Consider the following 25,353-nt stretch of genomic DNA (forward strand, 5'->3'; position numbering starts at 1 on the left):
ATGTGTTCTGTTGGTATAAATAACTTTAGGAGAGATGTTTGAGTAGTCAAAGATTAGAAGCCAGAATTCCAGCCGATAAAATGGGACAGCGCTTAGATGCGGTGTTGGCGGAATTGTTTTCAGATTATTCCCGTAATCGTATTCAGGATTGGATTCGGGCAGGTCTGGTAACTCTTGACGGGGTCGAGCATAAAAAACCAAACTTTAAAGTTTTTGGGGATGAATCGGTGGTCTTGCTGGCAGAAATCGAAGATGAAGTGTCTTATCAGGCACAAGACATTCCGATTGAAGTGGTTTATGAGGATGAGGACATTCTGGTTATCAATAAGCCCGCTGGCCTAGTGGTTCACCCTGGCGCAGGAAACCCGGATGGCACTTTGTTGAACGCTTTGTTGTTTCATTATGAAAACATTCGTGAAGTGCCTCGTGCAGGGATTGTTCATCGGTTGGATAAAGATACCTCCGGCCTGATGGTGGTGGCGAAAAATGTGCCGGCTCAGACGCACTTGGTTGAACAGCTTCAAGAACATGATGTGGAACGCGTTTATGATGCCATTGTCGCCGGTAAGATGATTTCGGGTGGAACCATTAGTAAACCGATTGGACGTCATCCAACAGATCGCAAGCGGATGGCCGTTTTAACGGTTGGTGGTAAGCTGGCAACATCGCATTATCGCGTTTTAGAACGTTTTCGTGAGCACACCCATGTTCGGGTTAAATTAGAAACAGGACGGACCCACCAAATTCGAGTTCATATGGCCTATTTAGGATTTCCTTTGGTAGGGGATCCTGTTTATGGTGGGCGCTTGCGTATTCCACAGCAAATGATGTCGGAGTTTGCCGATTATTTAAGAGGGTTTAAACGCCAAGCCCTTCATGCTGGACAGCTGAGTCTGACGCATCCTCGTACCGGAAAAACGATGAAGTGGAAGGTCTCCATGCCAGATGATATGTTAGAGCTTATTGATATTCTTCGAGATGATATGGAAGACTTCCATGCTATGAAACATGGTGATCATATGAGCTATGATGAATATGATCAAGATAATGGTGTGGAAGTAGAATGGGTTACGGATGCCGATATTCCACAAGAATGATTTGACTTTTATTCAACCTAATTGGCCCGCACCAGCGCATATTAAATCTTGTGTCACCACTCGTTTAGGTGGTCAAAGTCAGGTACCGTATGAAGCGTTCAATTTGGCAATGCATGTAGGGGATGACACACAAACGGTATTTCAAAATCGTGGGATGTTGCAGCAGGCCTTATCGCTTCCAAGCACGCCTTTTTGGTTAGCGCAAGAGCATACGGATAAAGCTATTTATTGGGAAGGGCAGTCTTATGAAAGCCCGCCCGTTGCAGATGCCTCATGGGCGACTGATTCAGAGTTGGTTTGTTGTGTGTTGACAGCGGATTGTTTGCCCTTGCTTGTGACAAATGAACAAGGCGCTTTTGTAGCAGCCATTCATGCTGGTTGGAAAGGGTTGGCCGATGGGATTGTTTCTAATACCATTCAGGCCTTACCTGGTCAGCGAAAAGAGATGTTGGTTTGGGTTGGTCCAGCGATTAGTCAACCTTATTTTGAGGTTGGAAAAGACGTGCTTGACGCTTTTGTAAAGGACTGTGCGGAAGCGGCAGCGTTTTTTAAACCCCATGCTTCAATGTCTCAAAAATGGTATGCCGATTTGCCAGGCCTGGCTGAATTTAAACTTAATCAGTTAGGCATTGAACAGGTGTTTCAAAGTGGTCTTTGCAGCTATCGCGATCAAGAGTGGTTTTATTCTTACCGAAGAGATCAGCAAACTGGCCGAATGGCATCGCTTATCTGGATTGAAACCCCTTAATTAACACCGTAAATTAAATTATTTACCGGTGTTTAAATAATATTCAAATTTATCAATGTTTTCTGGAAGCCCTTGTACGATCAAGACATCTTCAGCTCGAATTCGAGTTTGCATATCAGGATCATCGCCTCTAACTGAACCACGCTTGACCGATTTAATACCAATGTCGAGTTTGGAAAAAGGAAAATCCTCTAACCGTTTGCCAATCGCAAACGCCGATTCATTGAGCCGAATGGGTTGGATAACCTGTCCGATTTGAGCGTTATCAAACGGAGTATAGTCCGATTCCCCGGGGTACATCCCATTCAGTAAACTATAACGACCTTTTCGGGCGGCGCGCGTTTGTCTAAGAACTTGACTTGGCGGTTGGCCTATCATTAGTAGAAGATGTGATGCCAACATGATACTAGACTCAAACGTGTCCGGAACCACCTCGGTTGCGCCTGCTGCCATGAGTTCATTGATATGGCTGTCATCTTGGGTTCTGACCAAAATCGGTAATTCAGGCGCGACATCCTTTAATGTTTTTAAGGTTTTGATAGCTGCATGATAGTTGTGGAAAGTAATGATAGCGACTTTTGCCGTACTTAAATTCGTGGCTTTAATGATACTGTGTTTGGCGGAATCCCCAAAGTAAACAGGCTCACCGCTTTGTTGTGCTTCATGCACACGCTTAATGTCCATGTCTAAGGCAACGAAAGGCACATGTGCTTGTTCCAGGAATTTAGCAGTGGTTTGTCCGACTCGCCCAAATCCTAACAATACCACATGGTCAGATAAAAATTTTGTGTCTTCTTTTATGACATTTTCCATTTCTGAAAAATTGTTTTGATAACTTTGTCGGCACAGTCGATTGGCAATGCGACCATTAAATTTGACCAGCAGGGGCGTTACCATCATGCTAATAACCGCAGAGGTCAATAGGATTTGCCCTAACTCATCGGGAAGCAATTCGTAAGACAGCGCTAGCGTTATCAATACCAAGCCGAACTCACCGACTTGAGCCAGTGTCACCGCTGCGCGAATACTGACCCCTTGGGGCTTCTTAAAGGTTTTCATAATGCCGAAAATCACCACGCTTTTAACCAGCATAATGCCTAAGGTGATTCCGATGATGATAAAGAAATCATTTTGTAATACAGCGGGTGAAATCATCATCCCAACGGTAATGAAAAAGAGGCCTAATAAAATGTCTTGGAAAGGGCGGATGTCGGCTTCAATTTGATGACGGTATTCTGTTTCCCCTAACATCATTCCCGCTAAAAAGGCACCTAGAGTCATCGAAATGTCCATTTCTTCGGTAAACGCAGCGGCGCCTAAAACAACAGTTAGAACCGTTAAAGTAAATAATTCTTGGGATTTAGAAGAGGCGACTTCGTGAAATAATGGTCTTAACAAATAGCGGCCAACAAAGAGCATAACGACAACCACAATTCCGCCTTTTAAGAAAGCCACGCCCAGTTCGGCAGGAAGGGAGTTACCCGTGGCGGTGCCAAGTGCCGGAATCAAAATTAATAGAGGGATGGCCATGAGGTCTTGGAAGATTAAGACGCCAACGGCAGCACGGCCATGACGCGTCTGTATTTCAGACTGTTCAGTCAATTGTTTGATGACAATAGCGGTCGATGATAAAGCAAATGCACTGGCAATTACGACGCTGGTTTCGATATCGAGGCCAAACATTTGGCAGGTAAGGTAGACAAGGGCACCCGTCAGTAAGACTTGTAATCCTCCGTAGCCGAACACCATTTTTCGCATCGACATCATTTGTGTCAGGGAAAACTCCAAGCCGATAGAGAACAGTAAAAAGACGATACCGAATTCTGCAAGAAAACTGATGCTTTTTTCACTATGAATTAACCCGAAACCAAATGGGCCGACGATAATCCCGACGAGAATATAATTCAGAATAGGAGGCAGGTGAAAACGACGAGAAATTGAAACTAATCCAACCGTGATGACCAGTAAAAAAACAATATTCAGCAGAATGTGGTCAAACATAACTTATTGCGAGTCCTCTAAAGTAAATCTCATTGAAAAGTCAATGGCTTGTATATTCTTTGTGATAGCGCCTGTCGAGATGTAATCCACGCCTGTCTGAGCCAGTTTTGATAAATGTTGCAATTCAACATTTCCGGAAGCTTCCAGTTTACATTTTTTATCGACTTGTTGGACGGCTTCTTTGAGCTGTTGTAGCGAGAAGTTGTCGAGCATAATGATATCTGCACCAGCATCAACCGCTTGTTTTACTTCGTCAAGGGTTTCCGTTTCAACTTCAACGGTCTTATTGGGGTGAAGTTTACGTGCCAAAGTGACGGCTTTTGAAATACTGCCTGCTGCCATAATGTGATTTTCTTTAATGAGTATCGCATCGTAAAGCCCAATCCGGTGATTGGTTCCGCCGCCGCAATGTACGGCGTATTTTTGCGCCAACCTTAAACCGGGTAAGGTTTTCCGTGTATCAAGAAGTTGTGTTTGCAACCCTTGTAGTTGTTCAACATATTTCTGTGTGATGGTAGCGGTTGCCGAAAGGGTCTGCAGAAAGTTTAAAGCACTTCTCTCGGCGGTCAAAATGCTGTTTGCTTGTCCGCGTAATTCACAGATTAATGTGTTGGCAGGGACGGATTGACCTTCTTCGCAGAACCATTCTATTTCGATGTTCGGGTTAATTTGTTGAATAACCTTATCGAACCATGGGCGTCCGCAGATGACGGCCGCTTCCTTTGCGATCACTTGTGCTGTCGCTTGGCGGGTATCAGGAATCAGGCTGGCGGTTAAGTCTTCAGGCCCAACATCTTCTGCCAAGGCAGTTTCAATGTTGTTTTGAAGGTCTTTAAAGTAGTTGATTTTTGTCATAGGAATAAAAGGTTCTTATAAAATTGTCATTTTTATGGATTATACTATTTGAACTATGAAAAGCCCATTAACACTTAACCCCGAAACCCATGTTTTTAATGAAGCACGGTATATCGAGAGTCCTAATTTTGATAATCGTCCAGATGAAGACGATTTAGACTTGATTGTTGTTCATGGTATCAGTCTTCCACCTGGTCAGTTTGGTGGACCTGGCGTTGAACAGCTTTTTACCAATCAACTCGATCCTGCTGAAGACCCTTATTACCAACAGATTCAATCGTTGAAGGTTTCATCGCACTTATTTATTAATCGAGCAGGCACTCTGTTCCAGTTTGTGCCTTTGAATCGCCGTGCGTGGCATGCAGGGGTGTCGAACTTTAATGGGCGTTCGGCCTGTAATGATTTTTCGATTGGAATTGAATTGGAAGGGACCGATAAAACGCCCTACACGGCATCACAATACAAAACGCTAAAAGACGTTATCTCCGAAATTCTCAAGCAATATCCCTCTCTCTCGTCAAATCATATTAAAGGGCATTGTGATATCGCGCCGGGTCGAAAGACGGATCCGGGTGACTATTTTATGTGGCAGGTGCTTGATGGGTTTTTAAAAGATAACGCTTAATCTGTAAATCAAAAAAAGGAAGAATAATTTAAGCAATCCAGCCTTTTTTAGATTTTGATTTTTTAGCGGTTGTCTTTTTGGGCGAAAATTTCAGGCAAGGTTTACCAGATGATTCAAAAACAACCACGCTTGGCAATTGTTTGGTTTTAAAACCGAATGCCTGGCAGCCGCGGGGTTGATTTGCATCCCAGGTAATGTAAAAGTGGCGGCACTTAAAACAATCGATATGTTGTGGGTCGGAATTAGTTTTGTTCATTCTCGGCTATAAGTTTTTTTGAGTTTTAATCGTATTTAAGCATGATATGATTCGCGTCAAACAAATAACTTGCGTTAGTGGCTGGTGTATCCCAGCTGTTTTTCGTATACTGAAATTTAAGTTGAATTAAACATTGTGCGAATAAAACACTTTAAGTTTGAATGTTTTATTCTACAAGAAAAAGATAACTTTTAAAAAGGGTTTAAAATGAGTCAAGTTGGTCTATTCTATGGAACAGATACGGGTAACACTGAACGTGTTGCAGATATGATTAAGGATAAAATTGGTAGTGATATTGTAGAGGTTCATGATATTGCCACAGCAAGCGCTGATGATTTTGCTAAATACGACAAGATTATCCTTGGTCAGCCGACTTGGTACTATGGTGAGTTACAAAGCAGCTGGGATGATTTCTGGGACGAGTTTAAAGAAGTTGATTTCACCGATAAAACATTTGCTTGTTTCGGCTTAGGGGATCAGGCGGATTATGCTGAATACTTTTTGGACGCCATGGGCATGATGCATGATATCGCATTGGAAAATGGCGGTATTCCAGCAGGGTATTGGTCAACGGATGGATATGAGTTTGATGAATCTAAAGCCGTGACAGAAGATGATGAGTTTTTTGTCGGGCTTGCCATTGATGAAGATCAACAGCCAGAAATGACGGCAGAAAGAGTTGATCAGTGGGTTGATCAGATTAAAGAAGAGATGTCTCTTTAAAATTTAATCTTTAAAAGAGACTTCTCTAATTTGAGTTTATTGTCTCTTTTACGTTCAAAAACCACCAGGTCTGGTGGTTTTTTTATTTATCTTATTGTTTTTACTTCTAAAAGCATGTTTTTAGTTTGAATATTCCTTTAAAGTCGTTATAATACTGCGCTTTCAGTATATTTAAATTCTGAATTTCCTTGCTTCACTATTTGTAGCACCTAAAAAGTTACGGTGGGAAGCTTACTTTTAAATCCATAAGGAGATCAACGAATGCGTCATTATGAAGTCGTATTTTTAGTGCACCCTGATCAAAGCGAACAGGTTCCAGCAATGATTGAGCGTTACCGTGGACTAATCGAAGAGAATGGCGGAGCAATCCACCGTCTTGAAGATTGGGGTCGTCGTCAATTAGCTTATCTAATCAACAAAGTACACAAAGCTCATTACATCCTAATGAACATCGAGTGTGATCAAGCGACTCTTAAAGAGTTAGAAAACTTGTTCTACTATAACGATGCGGTTTTGCGTGATATGTTTATTAAGCGCAACGAAGCAGTGACTGAGCCTTCAGTGATGGCTTCTCAAAAAGAAGATAAGCGTAGAGGAGATAAGTAATGGCTAGAGGTTTTGGAAGAAAAAAATTCTGTCGTTTCACTGTAGAAGGCGTTAAAGAGATCGATTATAAAGATCTTGATACCCTAAAAAGCTACATCACTGAAACAGGTAAAATCGTACCAAGCCGTATTACGGGTACGAGCGCTAGATATCAACGTCAGTTATCAACCGCTATTAAGCGTGCACGTTATTTAGCTTTATTACCATACACAGATCAACATAAGTAAGTTTGATTTAGGAAGATAAGTAAAGGATAAGAGATGTTAAGTGTTGCTAAATATGTCATGAAAGGGCCTATGCAGGCCTTTATTGCAACACTGATTTTATCCGTACTAACTGTTTGGATTGCACCGTTTGGTGTGCTAGTCGGTGCCATTATCGCTTTGGTTACATTGCGAGTTGGTGAGACGGATGGCTTAAAAATCCTAGCGGCAGCAATGATTACAACGGCAGGGGCAGCACTCCTGATGTCTGGTTCAGTCTGGCCAGGAGTAGTTGCCATTGTCGAGTATATGTTGCCGGTTTGGCTTTTGAGTCTGGTATTAAAAAATACCAACTCATTAGCCTTGAGTTTAAGTTTAAGTATGCTGATGGCAGGATTAGGCGTAATTGCGTTTCATTTGGCTGTTGGTGATACCACAGTATGGTGGCAACAGGTATTTAATACCTACTTGTTACCAGTATTTAATCAAACTGGAACCCCGTTCCCAGAAGAAATGTTTGCCAATTTGACCGATGTGGCAACCTTGCTCATTGCAATGTTCGTCATCGTATTATGGTTTTCGATTCTTCTATTGGGACGTTGGTGGCAGAGTGCTTTATATGTTCCGGGTCAATTTCGTGAAGATTTTTATGAAATTCGGCTTCCGAAAAATATTGCGCTGTTAGCTGTCTTTGTGGCACTGATCGGATTATTTACCCAATCTGTGTTAATTCAAGATTTATCAGGTGTGTTAATGGCAGGCCTGATGTTTCAAGGGTTAGCCGTTGCACATCATGCTGTGAATAAGCGACAAATGAACTCATTTTGGTTAGGCGGGCTTTATGTCTTTTTATTTTTGTTTCCTCAAACGATATTGATTTTAGCGACCATTGGTTTGATAGACACTTGGGTGGATATTCGTAACCGTTGGTCAGAGACCTAAATATTTAGGTCAAGAATTTAACTTTAGAGGTTTTAGCCATGAATGTTATTTTGCTTGAAAAAGTACAAAACCTAGGCTCGTTAGGTGAGCAAGTTACAGTTAAGTCTGGCTTTGCGCGTAATTTCCTAATTCCACAAGGAAAAGCAAAACCAGCAACAAAAGAAAACATTGCTGAGTTTGAAGCACGCCGTGCTGAGCTTGAAAAACTAGCAGCAGAAGCACTAGCATCTGCACAAACTGTTTATGAAAAAATGAACGGTACAGTTGTGACGATTGAATCTGTTGCAGGTGACGAAGGTAAATTATTCGGTTCTATCGGAACAGCAGATATTGCAGATGCATTATCAAACGCTGGTTTTGATGTTGAGCGTAAGGATATTCGTATGCCAGAAGGTGCACTACGTTATGTAGGAACTTTTGAATTTGATGTTGAGCTACACTCTGATGTAGTGGCGTCAATTACAGTTGAAGTAAAAGCATCTGAAGACTAAGAAGATTCCTGCCTAACAGGCATGACTTCATAAAAGCGAGGCGCGTCCTCGCTTTTTTTATTTCTAAAATTTATGAATACGTTGTTTTCGGTATAAGCTCGCTTTAGAGGGCTTTGTGATGCCTTTGTTTTTTAGTGGCAAAACAAGTTCAGTTAAAATGGGTTAAAAGCTCAAAATGGCGAGTTATTCTTCGTATAATATATCTCTTTAAATAGATTGTATTGAAATTAAATATCGATAACAATTTTCTTTTTTCATCGAACACTGTGAGTTGGTTTAAATATTAAATGAGTCAGGACGCACTTTTTAAAACCCCGCCCCATTCAATTGAATCGGAGCAGTCCGTCATTGGCGGATTAATGTTGGATAATGAAAAGTTTTCCGATATTTCTGTCCTTTTAAAAACAGAAGATTTTTACACTCAACAACACCAACTGATCTATACCGCTATTTCTCATTTGAGTGAGCGTAATAAACCATTTGACCTGATTACGGTCATCGAGATGCTGGAGTCAACCGGAAAACTCCCTGAAGTAGGCGACAAGCAATACCTCATTGATTTGGTTTCGAATACGCCTGGCTCTGTTAATATTGATTTCTACGCAGAAACGGTTCGGGAAAAAGCGATTTTACGCTCACTGATTACCGTCTCGAATGAGATTTCTGAAGCCAGTTATTTCCCACAAGGCAAAGATATTCGTGAGGTCCTAGATCTCGCTGAATCTAAAGTCATGGGGATTGCTGAGCACGGATCAGGTAAACAGCGTGAGTACCAGACAATGGAAGCTTTGCTGAACAAAGCAGTCAGCACCATTGATGAGCGCTTTAATTCTGATGGCTCTATTACCGGGCTTGCGACCAAATTAAATGATTTTGATGAAGTGACATCCGGTCTTCAAAATGGTGATCTAATCATCGTTGCCGGGCGTCCGTCGATGGGGAAAACGACCTTCTCGATGAACTTGGCTGAAAATATTGCAATGCAAGGCGCGCCAGTGGCCGTTTTCAGTATGGAAATGCCAGGGGAACAACTTGTCCTTCGTATGATCAGCTCAATTGGTCGAATTGATGCAGAGCGAGTACGAACCGGTAAGTTACAGCAAGAAGATTGGCCAAACCTGAATAAAGCCGTGAGTATGTTGTCTCAAGCTCAAGTGTTTATTGATGATACGCCTGCATTAATGATTACAGATTTACGTGCCCGTGCGCGAAGAATCGATAAAGATATTCGTGATGAGCAACTGAAGAAAGCCATCGAATCGGGTGTTGAAAATCCGGAATCACAAGTCACGGGGTTAGGCCTGATTGTTATCGATTATCTCCAATTGATGCGCGGTTCAACCAATACCGACAATCGTGTGAATGAGATTTCTGAAATTTCTCGTGGTTTGAAGACCATCGCTAAAGAATTAAACGTGCCGGTCATTGCGCTGTCACAGCTCAGTCGTAACCTAGAGCAGCGTCCCGATAAACGCCCCAAAATGGCGGATTTGCGTGAGTCAGGGGCAATTGAGCAGGATGCGGATTTAATTATCTTTATTTATCGTGATGAGGTTTATAATCCGGATAGTGAAGATAAGGGCACGGCTGAAATTATCCTTGGGAAACACCGAAACGGTGCACTCGCTAATATTCGATTGACCTTTATTGGTCAATATACCAAGTTTGAGAATTATGCTGGGTTCGATGTACCTGATGACCCTTATTAAAAGCATTCCAGTAAGAGAGGTTAGAATGCTACAGACATTCTTTCAACAAATCAGCGTTAGAGCACTTTCCTCATGATGGCTTACCGTCCGGTCAAGGCATTAATTCATTTGAATGCTTTGCAACAAAACCTTCGTCAAGTGAAAACCTTTGCCCCCGATGCTAAAGTGCTGGCCATTATCAAATCAAATGGATATGGTCACGGTATTGAAAGAGTGGCAGCGCAATTGTCTCAAGCCGATGGATACGGTGTTGCCTGTATCGAAGAGGCCATCGTGTTACGTCAACAAGGCTTTTTACATCCCATTGTTCTATTGGAAGGGTTGTTCTCCGAAGCTGAATTAACCATCGCCATTCAACATCGTCTGGAGTTTGCTGTTCATTCTTTTGTACAACTGGAATGGTTGAAAAACAGTCATCTTAAAGCCCCTTTGAATATTTGGTTGAAACTGGATACTGGAATGCATCGTCTTGGGTTTCAGGCACATGAGATTGAGAAAGTGATTGCAGAGATTAAGGCTTTGCCTACCGTCGTTAATATACATCTGATGTCACATTTTGCTTCAGCAGATGAGTCTGAGTCTTTTACAAGACAACAATTATCTACGTTTAACCAAGTTGCTAAAACTTTAAACTGCCCTCGAAGCATTGCCAACTCTGCCGGAGTGCAACGTTATCCTGAAAGCCATCTGGACTGGGTTCGTCCAGGCATTATGTTGTATGGCGCTTGTGCGACCAGTGACACCGTACCTGGGTTGAAACCGGTCATGACTTTAATGTCTCAAATCATCAGTCTAAAATGGATTGAATCAGGTGAAACGGTGGGGTACGGTCAAACTTGGCAAGCAACTGATCAAAGCTTGATTGCTGTGGTCGCAATTGGTTATGGAGATGGCTACCCACGTCATGCGCCTTCAGGCACACCTGTTTTGATTCATGGTAAACGGATGCCGCTCGTCGGCCGTGTTTCAATGGATATGATTACGGTGGACGTGACGGAGCTTGCTCAAAAGGTTGCGATTGGCGATGAAGCGATTTTGTGGGGGCAAGGGCTGCCGGTTGATGTCATTGCGCAAGCTTGCGGAACCATTGGTTATGAATTGCTCTGTGGTGTGACGCAGCGGGTTCCCAGAGTTGAGGAGAACTAAGTGGCGCACACAAAAAAAATCGAATTGCTCAAAACGCATCATGCCTATGACGGCTTCTTTAAAATTGATAAATTGACCTATCGTCATACCTTATTTAAAGGCGGCTGGACGCCCGCGATTGATAGAGAACTTTTTAAGCGTGGTGAAGCGGTTATTGTTTTATTGTATGACCTGCAAGCAGAAGTCGTCGTTCTTATTGAGCAATGTCGTGCTGGGGCATTACCGCATGCCTCATTGAAAAATGACCAGGCCTGGCTAATTGAACCTGTGGCAGGTATGGTTGAACCAGGGGAATCTAATCTGGCTGCCTGTAAAAGAGAAGCTTTTGAAGAAGCGGGTGTGACAGGGGCTAAGTTTGAATATATTTGCCAGTTTTATCCTAGTCCGGGTGGTAGTGATGAAATTTTGCATTTATATGGCGCTGAAGTCGATTCAACTGCCCTTCCAGATTATGCCGGGGAAGCCAGTGAAGTGGAAGACATCCGTTTGATTAAAATGCCCTTTTCACGAGCAAAATCTAAATTGATGAAAGCTGAATTTAATGTTGCCAGTACGATTATTGCACTGCAATGGTTGTTGTTCCAGAAACTTTAAAAGGATAGTGAACCCTATGTTTTGCTTATTTAAAAATTCAAAAATCGCTTATCCATTTAACTGGATTGTTCTGCTACTGAGTTTAGCGGGTGTTACTTATTGGTTACATTTTGCTTTTATTGAAAAAGAGTTTTTGATGACCATGTTTGAAGGGCAAGCGCTATTTGTCGATCTTTTACTTGGTATCCCCGTGGTGTTGATTTTTGCCGTGGTAGTTTACGCCATGATTTTTTGGACTTTGAAAGTTTTAATTATTCTATTTTTCCCGCAACTGATTATTCAGTTAGAGGCGCCACAAGCTGAATTAAGCGATGAGCTGGATCCCTCTTTAGGTGAATCTTACTGGCAACAGGAAGATGGAGAGCATTCGGACTCAGAAATGCCTTCCAAATCATCTCAAGATGATGAGCATCATTCGACCAAAAAATAAATGTCTAATATCTCTTTTCAATCTTACCAAGCTGAATTTAAATATCTGATTCGGTTAGCCATTCCAATCTTATTAGCTCAGCTCGCCTTAACAGGGTTGGGCGTTGTCGATACCATCATGTCGGGTCGAGTCGGCACGGATGATCTAGCTGCGATTGGGTTGGGAACCAGTTTACTGTTTCCCGTCTTTATGGTTTCAACCGGTATTTTGCTGGCGATAACACCTTTGGTGGCGAAACAAAAAGGCCGTAAAAATTGGCAAGGCATTACACATTACTTACATCAGTCTTTGTGGTTATCGATTCCATTAGGACTCATTTCTTTACTAGCGTTGATGCATTTGCAATGGGTATTGGATCTATTGCCACTGTCTTCAAATGTCTATCAGTTGACCGACGACTATTTGTTTTATATCGCTTTTGGGTTGCCTGGAATTGTGCTGTATCAAGCATTTCGTTTCTTCTGGGAAGGGTTGGGGTTAACCATTCCGACTATGCTGATTAGTTTCTTTGCATTATTGTTGAATATTCCATTAAATGCCTTGTTTATTTATGGCTGGGGCCCGGTGGAAGCTTATGGCGCAGCAGGTTGTGGGATTGCCTCGGCCATCGTTATGTGGTCAATGTTTGTGGTCAGTGTGGTTTATGTGCTGACTTCGGCTAAGACTCGCACTCTGGTCGGGTTGAAGTTGGCATTGTTTGAACGCCCGAGTTGGTCAAAAGGTATTTCAGATATCTTATCCTTGGGCATTCCAAATACCTTGGCGCTTTTATTTGAGGTCAGCTTATTCAGTTTTATCGCGCTGTTTATCGCGCAACTGGGGACGGTTGTCATTGCAGCCCATCAAGTAGCAATCAGTTATACCTCGTTGGCTTTTATGGTGCCTTTAAGTATGGCAATGGCGATTACAGTACGCGTTGGAGAAGCCTATGGGCAAAGCTCATTAAAGGCGCTTAAAGTCAGTGTTCGAACAGGGGTAGGCTCGGCTGCTCTGTTTAGCGGGGTAATCGCTTTATTTACGTATGCCATGATGCAAGACATTGCACAGTTCTATACCACAGATACGAAGGTGATTATTCTGGCGGGCACCTTGTTATTATTTGCTGCTTTTTATCAGGTGTTTGATGCGGTGCAAGTCGCTTCAGCAGGTGCTTTAAGAGGACTGCATAGCACGAAAGTGACAATGGTAGTCACCTTTATCAGCTATTGGTTGATTGGGCTTGGAATGGGCTATGTGTTTGCCTTTACCGATTGGATCATGCCTAAAAGCGGGGTGGCTGGCTTCTGGTTAGGCATTGTGTTGGGGTTAATATTAGCTGCGATTTTGTTACAGATTAAACTACATATGTTGGTTAAACGGCTTACTAGAGAAGGAGAACTCGCGTAATGACGGCTTGCCCATGCGGATCTAAAAAAACGTATGCAGAGTGTTGTGAACCCTTTCACTTGGGGCAAACGTTCCCTCAAAGTGCGGAGCGATTGATGCGAACTCGTTACAGTGCTTATGTGATGAAACTAGAACAATATCTCATCAATACCTGGGCGGAAAGCACTCGACCCAACCAAATTGAATTTGAAGAGAATATACATTGGCTGAGACTTCGTATTGTAAAAACCAAACAGGGTCATGCGGAAGATCAAAAAGGCATGGTCTTTTTTAAAGCTTTTTATGAGGTTGATGGAGAGAAGGGGATGATGACTGAAAAAAGCCAATTTATTCGAGATGAAGCAGGGCACTGGGCTTACCTGTCTGGCGAAGTCTCTTAGCGAGACATCTCATCTTTATTACTCGATAAAGCCATAAAGGCGATTTGGTAGCGGGTTTAAATAGTTTTGAATTAACTTAAATCCGCTACCCGGTGTTTTATTGTTCTTTATTTTTAAACACTCGGTATAGCCACCACATTAATAATCCCACCACAGTTAGGCTAGCGAATAACAACCCTAATGTAATGATAATGGCTGAGCCAACGTCGTCTAACCCGATACTTTGCATGCCTATCCTTTCTTTTTATCAATGAATCAAATTTAATAGGTAAAATTTCCCTTTGCAAAGGGCTTGTAACATTCTACAATACAGGAGCATTTTTATGATAAATAATCTCCTAAAACAAGTTGAAGAAGTGTTCATCGAATGGCCCAAACCATCTCAGAATTAGAAAAAGAACGCGCTGAATTGCTTAAGGCAATTGAGAGTCAAGCCCAACAAATGTCCTCATCCCGCCCTATAGACGAGGGGGATCAAAAAGAACATACTTTAAACGACTGGTTACATGCCGCTGAGGAAGTTATGCCAAGCACCCCTAAAAGACCAACCCAACAAAATTCCGACCCACAACAACCCGCTAAAAAACCGAAAGGCAGTAAAGCCTCTTTTTTCGGTGTCGTTATTATGCTGTCTTTGCTTTTAACGATTTTAGGGGTAGTTTATATTGCTTATACCAGTATTCATAACGAACTTCAGAAAGTTTTAGCAGTAAAAGAAAACTCCATGAAAGAAGTCAAAATGCTGAAAGAAACCGTATCTGAACTTCAAAAATCTGCTGCTTCCGGTGGGCAAGGTCAATTATTTACTCAGTTACAAAAGCGTGTTGAAGCATTAGAAGCTGAAGTAACCACGCTCAAAGCCCAGCAATTGACGTTGGATAATAAAATGGTACAACAGGCAACCTCTAACGGTGCCGCGCCAGTGCAACCAGGAAAGCTTCCATCCAATGTTGTGACAAAAGAAGTACTCGAATCAAAATTAAAAGAATATACGCAAGGCATTGACCAGAAGTTAGAAAAGATTTTGAAATATTTAAATCTATCTTCTGAGGTTAAAGCAGATGAGCCTGCTTCTAAAGTATCGGTTTACAGCAAACCGGAAGGCGAAGTGGAAGAACTAACTGTAACAGAGCCAGAAGAGCCTAAGGTTAAACCATTAGATCAACCGGTTGTCCGCTTAGTGAAAAAAGTACAAAAGCCAACCACGCCAGAACCTAAAGCACCGCTTGAAAATTACACGTCTGATGTTAAATGGTTAATGGAAGAGCCGGCCTTTAATTACACCCTTCAGCTTGCCAGCATGACTGAACGCGATTCGATCGAAAAAATGATCGAGAAAAAAGGCCTGCAAGGGGCTAAGATCATTCCTTTAGAGCGTAAAGGTGAGCCTTATTATGTTTTATTGACCGGCAGTTATAATTCTCGCTCAGAGGCGGACAAAGCGGCAAGAACCTATAAATCGAATTTTGGAATTTCCCCTTGGGTTCGAAAAATCAAAGACTTAAGTCGTAAATTAAAGTAACCAAAATGGTTCTAAAAAAAATCTGCGGTAAAAGGCCGAGTTTAGCGCTTAAAAAGTTTGACTTAGCCGCTTAGAGCTTCTATAATTCGCGCATTCTTTACGAATGCCAGTGTGATGAAATTGGTAGACATGACGGATTCAAAATCCGTTGGTGGCAACACCGTGGCGGTTCGAGTCCGCCCACTGGTACCAATCATATTTTTATAGTACGACCGTAGCTCAGTTGGTTAGAGCACCACCTTGACATGGTGGGGGTCGGTGGTTCGAATCCACTCGGTCGTACCAATTCCCTACCTCTCTATTTTTGCTTTTAGTATTGAACTGAAATACACCGTATTATCTTAAATATCTAATTTTGTTATTTGATTTCACTACTAAGATTGTAGGGTCTAGTAAAAGATAACTATCCTTTCTAGCCCAGCGCTTCAAATCCTGAGAGTACATCGAATAATTCCTCATCAATATCCTCCTGACGTAGGCGATGAAATGTTCGTGTTAAATCAACTTTGAGTTCATCGATATTTTTTTCAGCGCGTTGCATTGAAGCCAGTCGACTGGCATTTTCGCTGGCCAACGATTCGGCACAGGCTCTGAAAATGGTGACAAATAGGTATTCACGGATAAAGGCACGTAGGGTATGTTCGCTGTTGTTAATGACCTCTGGAAGGTTTTTTGTCGGCCAAGGTAATTTCATCAGGTTGTGTTGCCATAATTTGTCCAGTGGCAACAGCTGCTGAATGACGGGGCGATAAACAGCCCCGGACTCGGGCCGATTATGTAAAAGGTAAACCTGAGAAATAGCCCCTTTTTCTTGTTGCGCTTCCATTTCGATGAGGATTTCCCCAACGAGGGGGGTAATAGCATTAATTGAATTTGGCAGGATAAAACTTTCCAGCGCTGGCAGTTCGGTTTCAGCTAGCTGTGACTGAATGCGTTCACCAACGGCCCACACAACCTTGTCGCCTGGTAGCTTTGCAAGCGTCGTTACAACAAAGTCTGCCATAATCTCATTGAACTGGCCAACTAGCCCCTGATCAGAACCAAATACAATCACACCGGTTGAACCTGTTTCTTTTTGCGCAAAAGGACTTTCGTGATGGGCAAGCTCACTTTGGCGAAAACAGGCCGCCAGACCTAATTGCACTGTCCGATAATAATCATCTTGCGAACGGACTGCATTTTCATATTGGCCGATACCCGAAGCAGCCATTGCCTTCATGGTACGCACAACGGCTCCAAGTTCGGTGGCACTGTCAATCTTGTGACGCAGGCTGGCGATACTCTCACTCATGGTTTCACCTTGAAATTTTGACTGGGCTGAAACTGCATAAGCGCATCATCGGCGAGTTGAAGAATCGTAGCGCGATCTTCCTCACTTAGCTTTTTCGCGTTCTCTAATCGCGCATGCACATTGTCTGGAATGTCTGCTGCTGCGAACTGCACCGCGTGAATAGCTGAAGTCATCTTTTCGAGTGGTATAGAGTCAAAAAGGTTTGCCGTCAGCGCCAGCAGTACCGAAATTTGCCCAACCATGGAAACCGGTGCGAACTCCTGCTGCTTGAGACAGGCACGAATACGCCGCCCGTGCTGGATGATTTTACGGGTATTGTCATCCAGCCGGGCACCAAAACGAGCAAACGTTTCCAATTCCTCAAACTGTGCATAAGACAGTTTTAGATCGCCTGACACGGCACGGTAAGCGGCACGCTGGGCCTTGGCACCAACACGGGAAACCGATTTGGCAACATCTACCGCGGGTAACACGCCTAATTCAAATAGTGTTGGCGACAGGTAAATTTGTCCATCCGTGATGGAAATTAGGTTGGTTGGGATGTAGGCGGAAATATCCTGTGCTTCGGTTTCGATAATCGGCAGTGCCGTCAGTGATCCGCCGCCAAGCTCCGAACGTAAGTGCGTGGCTCGCTCCAGTAGTCGCGAGTGAAGGTAAAATATGTCGCCGGGAAACGCTTCCCGCCCGGGTGGACGTCGCAGGAGTAGAGACAATTCACGATAGGCGCGTGCATGATGTGTGAGGTCATCGTAAACAATCAGCACATCACGACCTTGCTCCATAAAAGACTCTGCGATGCTGGTCGCGGCATAGGGGGCAACGAAGGCGAGCCCAGGAGGGTCGTTGCCTTCCGTGACGACCACGATGGTGTAATCCATCGCGCCCTGTTCGCGTAAGGTTGCAATCACTTTGGCCACACCAGAGGCGCGTTGGCTAATTGCACAATAAACACACAGCACATTCTTATCTTTTTGGTTGAGAATAGTGTCGAGCGCGATGGCCGTTTTACCGGTCTGCCGGTCGCCGAGAATTAACTCGCGTTGACCGCGGCCTACTGGAATGAGTGCATCGATGACCTTAATCCCCGTTTGCAAGGGAGCGCTGACAGGCGCGCGATCCATAATGGGCGGGGCAGGGCGCTCGACGGGGAGACGCGTACTGGAAACCAACTTTTCCTTGCCGTCTAGTGGGAATCCCATTGGGTTGATAATACGTCCGATCAATCCGTCGCCCACTGGCACATCCACGACGTGCCCTTGGCGTTCGACTTCATCACTCGTCTGCAAGTGCCAGTAGTCTCCTAATAACACGACACCGATTTCATCTTCATCAACATTGAAGGCAATGCCATATATATCGCCTGGAAACTTAAGCACTTCATCCAAACCGACGCCTGGTAGACCAGAGACTTTTGCAATGCCCGTAGCGATACTGACTATAGTGCCGATTTCGCGGGGTTTTAGATCAGGCGTAAAGGTTTCTCGTACTTGTTGCATTCCCGAAAACGCACGATCAAAGGTCTTTTGTAGGCTTTCATGCTCCATTTTTAGACGATCCTTGTTCCGTCTTAGGGTGATCTAAAGCTTCATTTTCGTTCTGTATGAGTGTTGATTTTTTCAGCATGCTATTGACGCTCATCGCCATCGAGTCAAGATATTCAGCAATGCTCCAGGCTATCTTTTGACCATTGGAACTGATTTCAATACCACTGACCAGATCCGGCACAATATTAAACTCGACCTGTTTGTCCTGGCCTAATATTTCTTTAATAGTCGTTTCGATAGCAGAGTACTGCGCTGTTGGCAGTTTGAAAGCTGTGCGTACCAATAGGGGGTCGGGTGAGGTTATCAATGCTGATTTCATCTCGGTCATTTGTACATCGTTTAGTTCGCGCAGGCGTTCTAGAAAGATATCCGTCATCCGTTCTTCCAGGCTTGCTCCGGCGAGATCAGACAGTGTTTTTCGTGCAATAGAAAATACTTCTTCGCGCGCACGTCTGCTGAGTTCTTCGTTCAGGTCAAGCATTTCGTTTCTTAACGATAGCTGCAAGCTGGTGCGTAAATTTTCAGTCTCTTGTCGTGCCGTATCTAGCAGCTGGGCATGTTCTGTTTTTGCTGTCTCCATTACCTGATTCATGTGTTCTTTGCGCTGCTGATCGAACACTTTGTTTTTTTGCTGATACTCGTCGCGTTCCTTTTGTGCTTCGGATTTTTTTGCCTCCGCATCGGCGATTTTGTCGGCGATGCGTTTTTCGCGCGCGTCAATCGCATTGAGAATCGGCCCGTATAAAAACCGTTTCAGCAACCACACCAGGATGAGAAAGTTGATCACTTGTGCAATAACAGTAAACCAGTCAATTAACATGATTTATTTTCCTGTCGCTAGGGTAATGGCATAATTCCAGAAAGGATTGGCAAAAAGAAGAATCATTGACACTACAAAGCAGTAAATGGCAACCGACTCGATCATGGCCAAACCGACAAATAAGGTTCTTGTAATAGTGGCTGATGCATCGGGTTGCTGCGCCAATGCGGTTAATGCTGTGGCGACTGCTCGTGCCTCACCCAATGCCGGACCGATACTGCCTATGGCGATGGTTAGACCTGCCATGATGATTGAAGTTATAGCGATGAGTGTCATACTATCCATGATTGATCCTCTTGTTGTTGTCAGGGGTGGTTTTTTCTTCGAGTTTTGGTTCTGGTTCCGGTTTTCGTGCACGGGTGGCAGCGGCAATGTAAACCGTGGCCAAAATACTGAAAATGTACGCCTGTACCATGCCGGTCAGTAATCCGAGCACACTCATGATGATCGGGAAAATGAACGGCGTGATCGTGAGCAATATAGCGATAATCAGTGTGCCACTCATCATATTACCGAACAGACGCACTGCCAGCGCTAGGGTGCGAGAGATCTCGCTGATTATATTGAACGGCAACATAATAATTGTTGGTTGCGTATAAGCTCGAAGGTATCGACCGAAGCCAGCTTCTTCGATGCCAAACATCGGTACGGCCACCAAAACACAGATCGCCAGTGCAGCAGTGGTAGAGAGAGAACCTGTTGGAGGTTCATAACCAGGCACAATCGTGAATAGGCTCGCCATGGCGACAAATAGGAACAGGGTCCCCAGAAAACCGAGATATTTTCGCGGATTTTTCAGCCCTACTTCTTCAATTTGTTGATTAATGCCTGTGACGATGATTTCCAGTAGATTCTGCCAGCGCGAACGCTCCAGATCGGTGGATAGCTTACGTGTAATGAGTTTTGAACCGAGCACTAGCACCAGCATCAGTCCCCAGGTGTAAACGATGGTGGCATTGAGTTTGAAAATACCTGCTTGCCAGAAAATGATGTTATCGGGACTAAGATTCATGGCCAGCTTTTCGTAACAATGGTTTTGACTGATTCGCAATGCGGCTTATTCGGGTTATGAACATGCGTGCGATGACAAACCCCAGCAAGCCAGCGACTAAGTGCTGCCAGTTGTCGCCGATGATAAAATAAAATCCTAACACCACGATACCGGTTCGCAGGATCATACTGCCGAGAAATAAAAGTGCGACATGTTTAGTCGAGCTAAGTTTACGCACCGTCCACCAGAGTCCACCGAAAAAAAACACACCGAGTAAACCCCCTTCCAGTAGTGCAAGTAATAGATACAGAAATTCATTCATCATTATTTTCGTCCTCGTCCTGATGTATTTCCTTGTCTTCTTTAACAATCCAGTGCCAGGCATTAAAGCAACCTAAGCACAGGCCTGTGACCAGCAAAGCGAGTGTCCATGAATGAGACCCCGCATAGTGCTTATCCAACCAAAGACCGAGGCCTGCGCCCAACAATGTTGGCATGGCCACTGACCAACCAACCAGTCCCATCATCCCCAGGCCCGACCACACCGTTTTAGTCACATGACGTTGTGCCTTAATTTTGCGTGCCGCCATATCGCCGACCTGTTTGCTGAATTCCGTTTTTTCCGGTCGTTGATTGATATCTGGTTTTTTATTCATGATGAAACTCCGCCAGACGATGAATAAACCCGCTCTCCATTTTCGCCAGCACCGACCGAACCTTCAGCTCTTGTTCGTCCAGATGCATAAACTCCGCTTCCACCGCTTCGCGTAATTTACCGAGGCTCATGCCGCCAATGGCATTGCGCACAGAAATCCGTACGTCACTGCCGGTTTTTACCAAAACACCTTCATCAACAGCGACGTAAACTTCACCCTCTGTCTCGGTTTCGTAAACCAGTATTCCCGCTGACAGTGACGCCGCACAGTCAAGCCGCTGCGGCAGGAGTCCAAACGAGCCTTCGTGTGTTACCGCAACAATACGCAAGACATCGTGCTTCTCGGCGAAGACCATGGAAGGCAAAAGAATCTTAAGATTCATCTGTGCCACTTGTTTGTTGTGTGGCCGTCTGTGGTTCTGGTTTGACTTGATCCCCACCGTTTTTTTGGACTTCGTCAACCGCGCCGATCATATAAAACGCACTTTCAGGATAGTCTTTAAATTCATCGTTCAGAATACTTTCACAACCATCCAGAGCATCGCTGAGACTCACCAATTTTCCTTGCAGACCAGTGAATTGTTCGGTGGTAAAAAACGGTTGGGTCAAAAAGCGTTCCAATCGGCGGGCACGAGCCACCACGTTATGATCTTCTGGCGATAACTGTTCCATACCAAGCATCGCAATAATGTCTTTGAGTTCATCGTATTGCGCAAACGTATGCCGAATTTTTTGCGCAATCTTATAATGACGCGTGCCAATGATGCCAGGCGTGGCCATTTTGGAACTGGATTGCAACGGGTCGATAGCAGGGTAAAGCCCTTCACTTGCCCGTTTGCGTGAGAGCACGATGGAGGCGGATAGGTGTGAAAAAATATGAACCGCGGCCGGGTCGGTGAAATCATCAGCCGGCACATACACCGCCTGTATCGAGGTGATCGCCCCGTTATTCGTACTGGCGATACGCTCTTCAAGTTGTGACAACTCGGTCCCCATGGTTGGCTGGTAGCCTAATCGAGCCGGCATCTGCCCCATTAAGCCCGACACTTCCATGCCCGCCTGAATAAAACGGAATATATTATCAACCAGTAACAGCACGTCACGCTGCTCGTCATCGCGAAAGTATTCAGCCATGGTCAGGGCGGCATGGCCGACGCGAAAACGCGCACCAGGTGGTTCGTTCATCTGCCCGAATATCATCACCATATTTTCCAGTACGCCCGCTGCTTTCATCTCACGGTAGAGTTCTTCGCCTTCACGACAACGTTCACCAATACCACAAAAAATACTCACGCCGGCGTGCTGTCCGACCATATTGTGAATCATCTCAGTGAGTAATACCGTCTTGCCTACGCCTGCGCCGCCAAATAAGCCGGCTTTACCACCACGCTCAAGTGGCATCAGCACATCGATGAGTTTAATACCGGTCTCGAAAATTTTGGATTTGGTGGAACGCTGCGCTAACGCTGGCGGCATATGATGGACGCTACGCCATTGAATGTCGGTTGGCATTGCCTGGCGATCAATGGCATTACCGAAAACATCGAACATGCGAGACAGAATACCTTTTCCCACCGGCGCCTGTAACGAACCGCCGCTATCTTCCACCAGCATGCCGCGCTCAAGCCCCTGGGTTGGTGTCAAGGCAATCCCTCGCACGCGACGCGCGTCGAGTTGTGAAAATACTTCGATTGCAATTTGATTTTCTGTGCCTGTGCGCAACAAAGAATGAATGGGGGGTAAATGATCATCGAAGAGGATATCCACAACACTACCCCGCAGGGATATGACGGTGCCTGTATTCTGTGAAATAGGTTTGTTCTTCATTTTCTGTGACTTTCCTCTCTCACTAACACGCTAGCATGTATCACACATAATGGGTGTACTTAGCTGTCGCTAAACCTTTTTTAGAGATTTTAAATCTAGAAAATTCAATATAACATCAATATAGAAAATTGAGTATAAAAACGCATAATATTGAATAGTTTTGAGCCTTTTGGTGGCTATTTTTAAGTTATGGATATGTAGGGGGATAAGCTTTAACCCAGGTGGCGGTTTTTAATGGCCTTGGCATAGTAGGGGAGGAATCCACTCGGTCGTACCAATTTCTTTTGTGACTCCGCTCACTTTTTATCTTTCTACTTACTAAACCCTTGTCGTAAACCCTTTTACTCTTTTGAATAATTCATATCAAAAAATGAAGCCTTTTGCTGTTAAAACAAAAGCACTCCATTGTCTTAAGTTAAGGTTTATCTGCTAAGTTTTGGTTGGGTTGCAACTGCTGTTCGTGTTGTTCGATATCCCAAGGCAAGAGCTCGGCTGAGTGATGTAGTTTGTGCAAGTATCGCTCAAAGTGATCCAGAATGTCGGTAATCATGTTATGACGGCTGTAACCATAGACATCATAAGATTCTCGACCATCTCTCAAAAAGACTTCAGCGCGGTAATAATGTTCTTCATTGCCTACTTCTGTCTCTCTTTCAGGGAAGGCAAAACCTGGAATAACGAACTCACATAAACGCACTTCATAAATGAACGCCATTTGTTCAGACTTGATGACTTCAATTCGGGTTCTGACCGGCGAGTCATCAAAGTAGACTTTAGATTCCCATCCGCGTCGTTTCAATTCGATTTGAACCGTTTTCATGCTTTCATAAGCCACTTTTTTAATAAAGCTGGATACTTCTGCTTCGTCAGGGTACTGAACTAATTTTGCCAAACGATCTTTCCAGTTTGCACCTTGGTGTGTCAAGTTTTTACCACTGTTACGCATGGCGCTTTTTAAACTCACTTCACGGTGGCTTTCAATGATTAGCGCTCGCCACATTCCAACCGTTGCAATCAGCATAATCACGGCAAAAGGAAGGGCGCTGACAATTGAAGCAGTTTGCAGGGCTTTAAGCCCACCCGCTAATAAAAGCACTGCAGCAACTGTGCCCAGCAACGTAGCCCAGAAGATTCTTTGCCAAACCGGCGTGGTAAGACTTCCGCCAGAGGCAAGGGAGTCAATGACCAAGGCACCCGAGTCGGCCGAGGTGACAAAGAATGTGATGATTAAAATCACCGCTAAAGTTGAAAGGACCCCACTGATAGGGAGGTGTTCAAATAGTTTGAATAAGGCAATGGCATGGTCGTTTTGCACGGCTTGAATAAAGCTGTGGTAGCCTTCTTGCATAATCAGATGCAATGCCGTGTCGCCAAATACTGAAAACCAGAAAAAGGTAAATAGCGTTGGCACAAACATTACGCCAAAGACAAACTGGCGAATGGTGCGACCTCGACTGATTTTGGCAATAAAGAGCCCTACGAAGGGCGCCCAGGCGATGGTCCAACCAAAGATAAAGAGCGTCCAATGTCCAATCCAGTCACTTGAAGAGTAGGCTTGTAAGTTAAAGGTTCGCTCAACGATATTACTGAGATAACTGCCCGTGTTTTGTAAGAAAGCTTCTAAAATGAAAACGGATGGTCCTGCGAGAAAAACAAACACCATTAAGGCGACAGCTAAAGTGATATTTAACAAAGACAATCTTTTGATGCCTTTATCCATTCCAGCAACCACTGAAAATATCGCCAGGCCTGTAATAATCGCTAATGCTAAGATTTGTACGGTGGTTGAAATCGGAATAGATGGAATGAGGTAATGAACCCCAGCATTTATTTGAGTAACGGATAATCCCAAGGTTGTCGCCAGCCCAAACACGGTCCCCAAAATGGCAAAGGTATCGACTGTATGCCCGATCGGACCATAGATACGGTCGCCGATTAATGGGAATAGAGTGGAGCGCATGGATAGGGGTAAGTTATGACGGAAAGCAAAGTAAGCTAACGTAAGCCCGACTAAACCATAAATGGCCCAGATATGAAAGCCCCAATGGAAAAAGGCGATTTGCATCGCTTGCTTGGCTGCGGCGACGGTTTCCGCTGTTCCTTCCGGTGGCGAGGCGTAATGTAAGACCGGTTCCGCAACCCCAAAAAACAATAATGCAATTCCGTAACCCGCCGAAAACAGCATGGCGAACCAGGCTGTAAATGTATAGTCCGCCTCAATGTGATCAGGACCCAGCTTGATTTTCCCCCATGGTGAAATTGCGATGGAAAAGATAAAAATTAGAAAAATCGCCACAGCCAGCATGTAAAACCAACCAAAGTTTTTGGTCACGCTGGCTAGAGTGCTTTCAAAGAATTCCCCGGCCAGTTCTGGGTTGCTCAAGGTTCCGATAATCATTAAGAATATGACAGCAACTGCGGGTAAAAAGACAGGCAGCAATAAAGTGGATTTTAAAACCTTCTTGGAAGCGGGCATAGAAGCGGACATAAATAAGCTCTTATAACTAAATT

Annotated in this window: 28 protein-coding genes and 2 tRNA genes; 17 read left to right on the forward strand and 13 right to left on the reverse strand. The window is 44.1% G+C overall.

Annotated features, from left to right (window positions below; genetic code table 11):
* The first annotated feature begins 38 nt into the window (after nt 1-38).
* Nucleotides 39-1,097, forward strand: a complete 1,059-nt coding sequence (gene rluD / locus P8629_RS08300) for a 23S rRNA pseudouridine(1911/1915/1917) synthase RluD (protein WP_278165664.1) — start codon at nt 39-41, stop codon at nt 1,095-1,097.
* Entirely contained in the window at nt 1,075-1,845 is a 771-nt protein-coding gene (gene pgeF / locus P8629_RS08305) for a peptidoglycan editing factor PgeF (protein ID WP_278165665.1), read from the forward strand. The genes rluD and pgeF overlap by 23 nt, the downstream gene beginning before the upstream one ends.
* Nucleotides 1,846-1,863: 18 nt before the next feature.
* Here pgeF and P8629_RS08310 read toward each other — a convergent pair whose 3' ends face one another.
* The gene (locus tag P8629_RS08310; RefSeq protein WP_278165666.1) at nt 1,864-3,846 is read right to left on the reverse strand and encodes a cation:proton antiporter; all 1,983 of its coding nucleotides are present in this window, start codon (nt 3,844-3,846) and stop codon (nt 1,864-1,866) included.
* A 3-nt stretch (nt 3,847-3,849) separates the two neighbouring features.
* The gene (nadC, locus tag P8629_RS08315) at nt 3,850-4,701 is read right to left on the reverse strand and encodes a carboxylating nicotinate-nucleotide diphosphorylase (protein WP_278165667.1); all 852 of its coding nucleotides are present in this window, start codon (nt 4,699-4,701) and stop codon (nt 3,850-3,852) included.
* Nucleotides 4,702-4,756: 55 nt separating this feature from the next.
* Here nadC and ampD point away from each other — a divergent pair, with 55 nt between their 5' ends.
* The 12 genes from ampD to P8629_RS08375 all read left to right on the forward strand — a co-directional run bounded on the left by ampD (nt 4,757) and on the right by P8629_RS08375 (nt 14,192).
* Nucleotides 4,757-5,326, forward strand: a complete 570-nt coding sequence (gene ampD / locus P8629_RS08320; protein WP_278165668.1) for a 1,6-anhydro-N-acetylmuramyl-L-alanine amidase AmpD — start codon at nt 4,757-4,759, stop codon at nt 5,324-5,326.
* Nucleotides 5,327-5,789: 463 nt separating this feature from the next.
* Nucleotides 5,790-6,305, forward strand: coding sequence for a flavodoxin FldA (gene fldA / locus P8629_RS08325; protein ID WP_278165669.1), 516 nt, complete (start codon nt 5,790-5,792; stop codon nt 6,303-6,305).
* Between the two features lie 261 nt (nt 6,306-6,566).
* Entirely contained in the window at nt 6,567-6,911 is a 345-nt protein-coding gene (rpsF, locus tag P8629_RS08330; RefSeq protein ID WP_278165670.1) for a 30S ribosomal protein S6, read from the forward strand.
* Entirely contained in the window at nt 6,911-7,138 is a 228-nt protein-coding gene (rpsR, locus tag P8629_RS08335; protein WP_278165671.1) for a 30S ribosomal protein S18, read from the forward strand. Before rpsF ends, rpsR begins: the two co-directional genes overlap by 1 nt.
* A 33-nt stretch (nt 7,139-7,171) precedes the next feature.
* A complete protein-coding gene (locus tag P8629_RS08340; RefSeq protein ID WP_278165672.1) occupies nt 7,172-8,056 on the forward strand; it encodes a DUF2232 domain-containing protein in 885 nt (294 codons plus the stop codon).
* A 38-nt stretch (nt 8,057-8,094) separates the two neighbouring features.
* Nucleotides 8,095-8,547 (forward strand): 50S ribosomal protein L9, encoded by a 453-nt coding sequence (gene rplI / locus P8629_RS08345; RefSeq protein ID WP_278165673.1) that lies wholly within the window; start codon nt 8,095-8,097, stop codon nt 8,545-8,547.
* A 287-nt stretch (nt 8,548-8,834) separates the two neighbouring features.
* Nucleotides 8,835-10,256: a replicative DNA helicase gene (dnaB, locus tag P8629_RS08350; RefSeq protein ID WP_278165674.1), complete on the forward strand. Its 1,422-nt coding sequence runs from the start codon at nt 8,835-8,837 to the stop codon at nt 10,254-10,256.
* Between the two features lie 72 nt (nt 10,257-10,328).
* Nucleotides 10,329-11,402 carry an alanine racemase gene (alr, locus tag P8629_RS08355; RefSeq protein ID WP_278165675.1) on the forward strand — a complete coding sequence of 358 codons (1,074 nt, stop codon included), beginning with the start codon at nt 10,329-10,331 and terminating at the stop codon, nt 11,400-11,402.
* Entirely contained in the window at nt 11,403-11,996 is a 594-nt protein-coding gene (locus tag P8629_RS08360) for an NUDIX domain-containing protein (protein ID WP_278165676.1), read from the forward strand.
* Nucleotides 11,997-12,012: 16 nt separating this feature from the next.
* Nucleotides 12,013-12,426, forward strand: coding sequence for a hypothetical protein (locus P8629_RS08365; RefSeq protein WP_278165677.1), 414 nt, complete (start codon nt 12,013-12,015; stop codon nt 12,424-12,426).
* Nucleotides 12,427-13,812, forward strand: coding sequence for an MATE family efflux transporter (locus P8629_RS08370; protein WP_278165678.1), 1,386 nt, complete (start codon nt 12,427-12,429; stop codon nt 13,810-13,812). It abuts the gene before it with no gap.
* On the forward strand, nt 13,812-14,192 hold the full coding sequence (locus tag P8629_RS08375; protein ID WP_278165679.1) for a YchJ family protein: 381 nt from the start codon (nt 13,812-13,814) through the stop codon (nt 14,190-14,192). The genes P8629_RS08370 and P8629_RS08375 overlap by 1 nt, the downstream gene beginning before the upstream one ends.
* 97 nt (nt 14,193-14,289) lie before the next feature.
* Here P8629_RS08375 and P8629_RS08380 read toward each other — a convergent pair whose 3' ends face one another.
* Nucleotides 14,290-14,421: a hypothetical protein gene (locus P8629_RS08380; protein ID WP_278165680.1), complete on the reverse strand. Its 132-nt coding sequence runs from the start codon at nt 14,419-14,421 to the stop codon at nt 14,290-14,292.
* Nucleotides 14,422-14,559: 138 nt separating this feature from the next.
* Between P8629_RS08380 and P8629_RS08385 the strand changes: the two genes are divergently transcribed.
* The 3 genes from P8629_RS08385 (at nt 14,560) to P8629_RS08395 (ending at nt 15,999) form a co-directional block, all read left to right on the forward strand.
* The gene (locus tag P8629_RS08385) at nt 14,560-15,714 is read left to right on the forward strand and encodes an SPOR domain-containing protein (protein ID WP_278165681.1); all 1,155 of its coding nucleotides are present in this window, start codon (nt 14,560-14,562) and stop codon (nt 15,712-15,714) included.
* Between the two features lie 105 nt (nt 15,715-15,819).
* Nucleotides 15,820-15,906, forward strand: a tRNA-Leu gene (locus tag P8629_RS08390).
* A 16-nt stretch (nt 15,907-15,922) separates the two neighbouring features.
* Nucleotides 15,923-15,999 (forward strand) — tRNA-Val (locus tag P8629_RS08395).
* Nucleotides 16,000-16,126: 127 nt separating this feature from the next.
* On the opposite strand, the gene P8629_RS08400 is transcribed toward P8629_RS08395, so the two are convergent.
* From P8629_RS08400 to P8629_RS08445, 10 genes are all read right to left on the reverse strand, one after another.
* Nucleotides 16,127-17,005: a F0F1 ATP synthase subunit gamma gene (locus P8629_RS08400; RefSeq protein ID WP_278165682.1), complete on the reverse strand. Its 879-nt coding sequence runs from the start codon at nt 17,003-17,005 to the stop codon at nt 16,127-16,129.
* The gene (locus P8629_RS08405; protein WP_278165683.1) at nt 17,002-18,549 is read right to left on the reverse strand and encodes an alternate F1F0 ATPase, F1 subunit alpha; all 1,548 of its coding nucleotides are present in this window, start codon (nt 18,547-18,549) and stop codon (nt 17,002-17,004) included. The genes P8629_RS08400 and P8629_RS08405 overlap by 4 nt, the downstream gene beginning before the upstream one ends.
* The gene (locus tag P8629_RS08410; protein ID WP_278165684.1) at nt 18,539-19,369 is read right to left on the reverse strand and encodes a F0F1 ATP synthase subunit B family protein; all 831 of its coding nucleotides are present in this window, start codon (nt 19,367-19,369) and stop codon (nt 18,539-18,541) included. Before P8629_RS08410 ends, P8629_RS08405 begins: the two co-directional genes overlap by 11 nt.
* A 3-nt stretch (nt 19,370-19,372) precedes the next feature.
* Entirely contained in the window at nt 19,373-19,654 is a 282-nt protein-coding gene (locus P8629_RS08415; RefSeq protein WP_278165685.1) for a F0F1 ATP synthase subunit C, read from the reverse strand.
* The gene (locus tag P8629_RS08420) at nt 19,647-20,381 is read right to left on the reverse strand and encodes a F0F1 ATP synthase subunit A (RefSeq protein ID WP_278165686.1); all 735 of its coding nucleotides are present in this window, start codon (nt 20,379-20,381) and stop codon (nt 19,647-19,649) included. The genes P8629_RS08415 and P8629_RS08420 overlap by 8 nt, the downstream gene beginning before the upstream one ends.
* Nucleotides 20,371-20,685: an ATP synthase subunit I gene (locus P8629_RS08425; protein WP_278165687.1), complete on the reverse strand. Its 315-nt coding sequence runs from the start codon at nt 20,683-20,685 to the stop codon at nt 20,371-20,373. The genes P8629_RS08420 and P8629_RS08425 overlap by 11 nt, the downstream gene beginning before the upstream one ends.
* Nucleotides 20,675-21,016: an AtpZ/AtpI family protein gene (locus P8629_RS08430; RefSeq protein WP_278165688.1), complete on the reverse strand. Its 342-nt coding sequence runs from the start codon at nt 21,014-21,016 to the stop codon at nt 20,675-20,677. The genes P8629_RS08425 and P8629_RS08430 overlap by 11 nt, the downstream gene beginning before the upstream one ends.
* Nucleotides 21,009-21,398, reverse strand: coding sequence for a F0F1 ATP synthase subunit epsilon (locus P8629_RS08435; RefSeq protein ID WP_278165689.1), 390 nt, complete (start codon nt 21,396-21,398; stop codon nt 21,009-21,011). Before P8629_RS08435 ends, P8629_RS08430 begins: the two co-directional genes overlap by 8 nt.
* Nucleotides 21,388-22,842: a F0F1 ATP synthase subunit beta gene (atpD, locus tag P8629_RS08440; RefSeq protein ID WP_278165690.1), complete on the reverse strand. Its 1,455-nt coding sequence runs from the start codon at nt 22,840-22,842 to the stop codon at nt 21,388-21,390. Before atpD ends, P8629_RS08435 begins: the two co-directional genes overlap by 11 nt.
* 415 nt (nt 22,843-23,257) lie before the next feature.
* Nucleotides 23,258-25,330, reverse strand: coding sequence for a BCCT family transporter (locus P8629_RS08445; protein ID WP_278165691.1), 2,073 nt, complete (start codon nt 25,328-25,330; stop codon nt 23,258-23,260).
* Nucleotides 25,331-25,353: the final 23 nt, after the last annotated feature.

The sequence above is a fragment of the Hydrogenovibrio sp. 3SP14C1 genome (genome assembly GCF_029625905.1).
Taxonomy (GTDB): domain Bacteria; phylum Pseudomonadota; class Gammaproteobacteria; order Thiomicrospirales; family Thiomicrospiraceae; genus Hydrogenovibrio.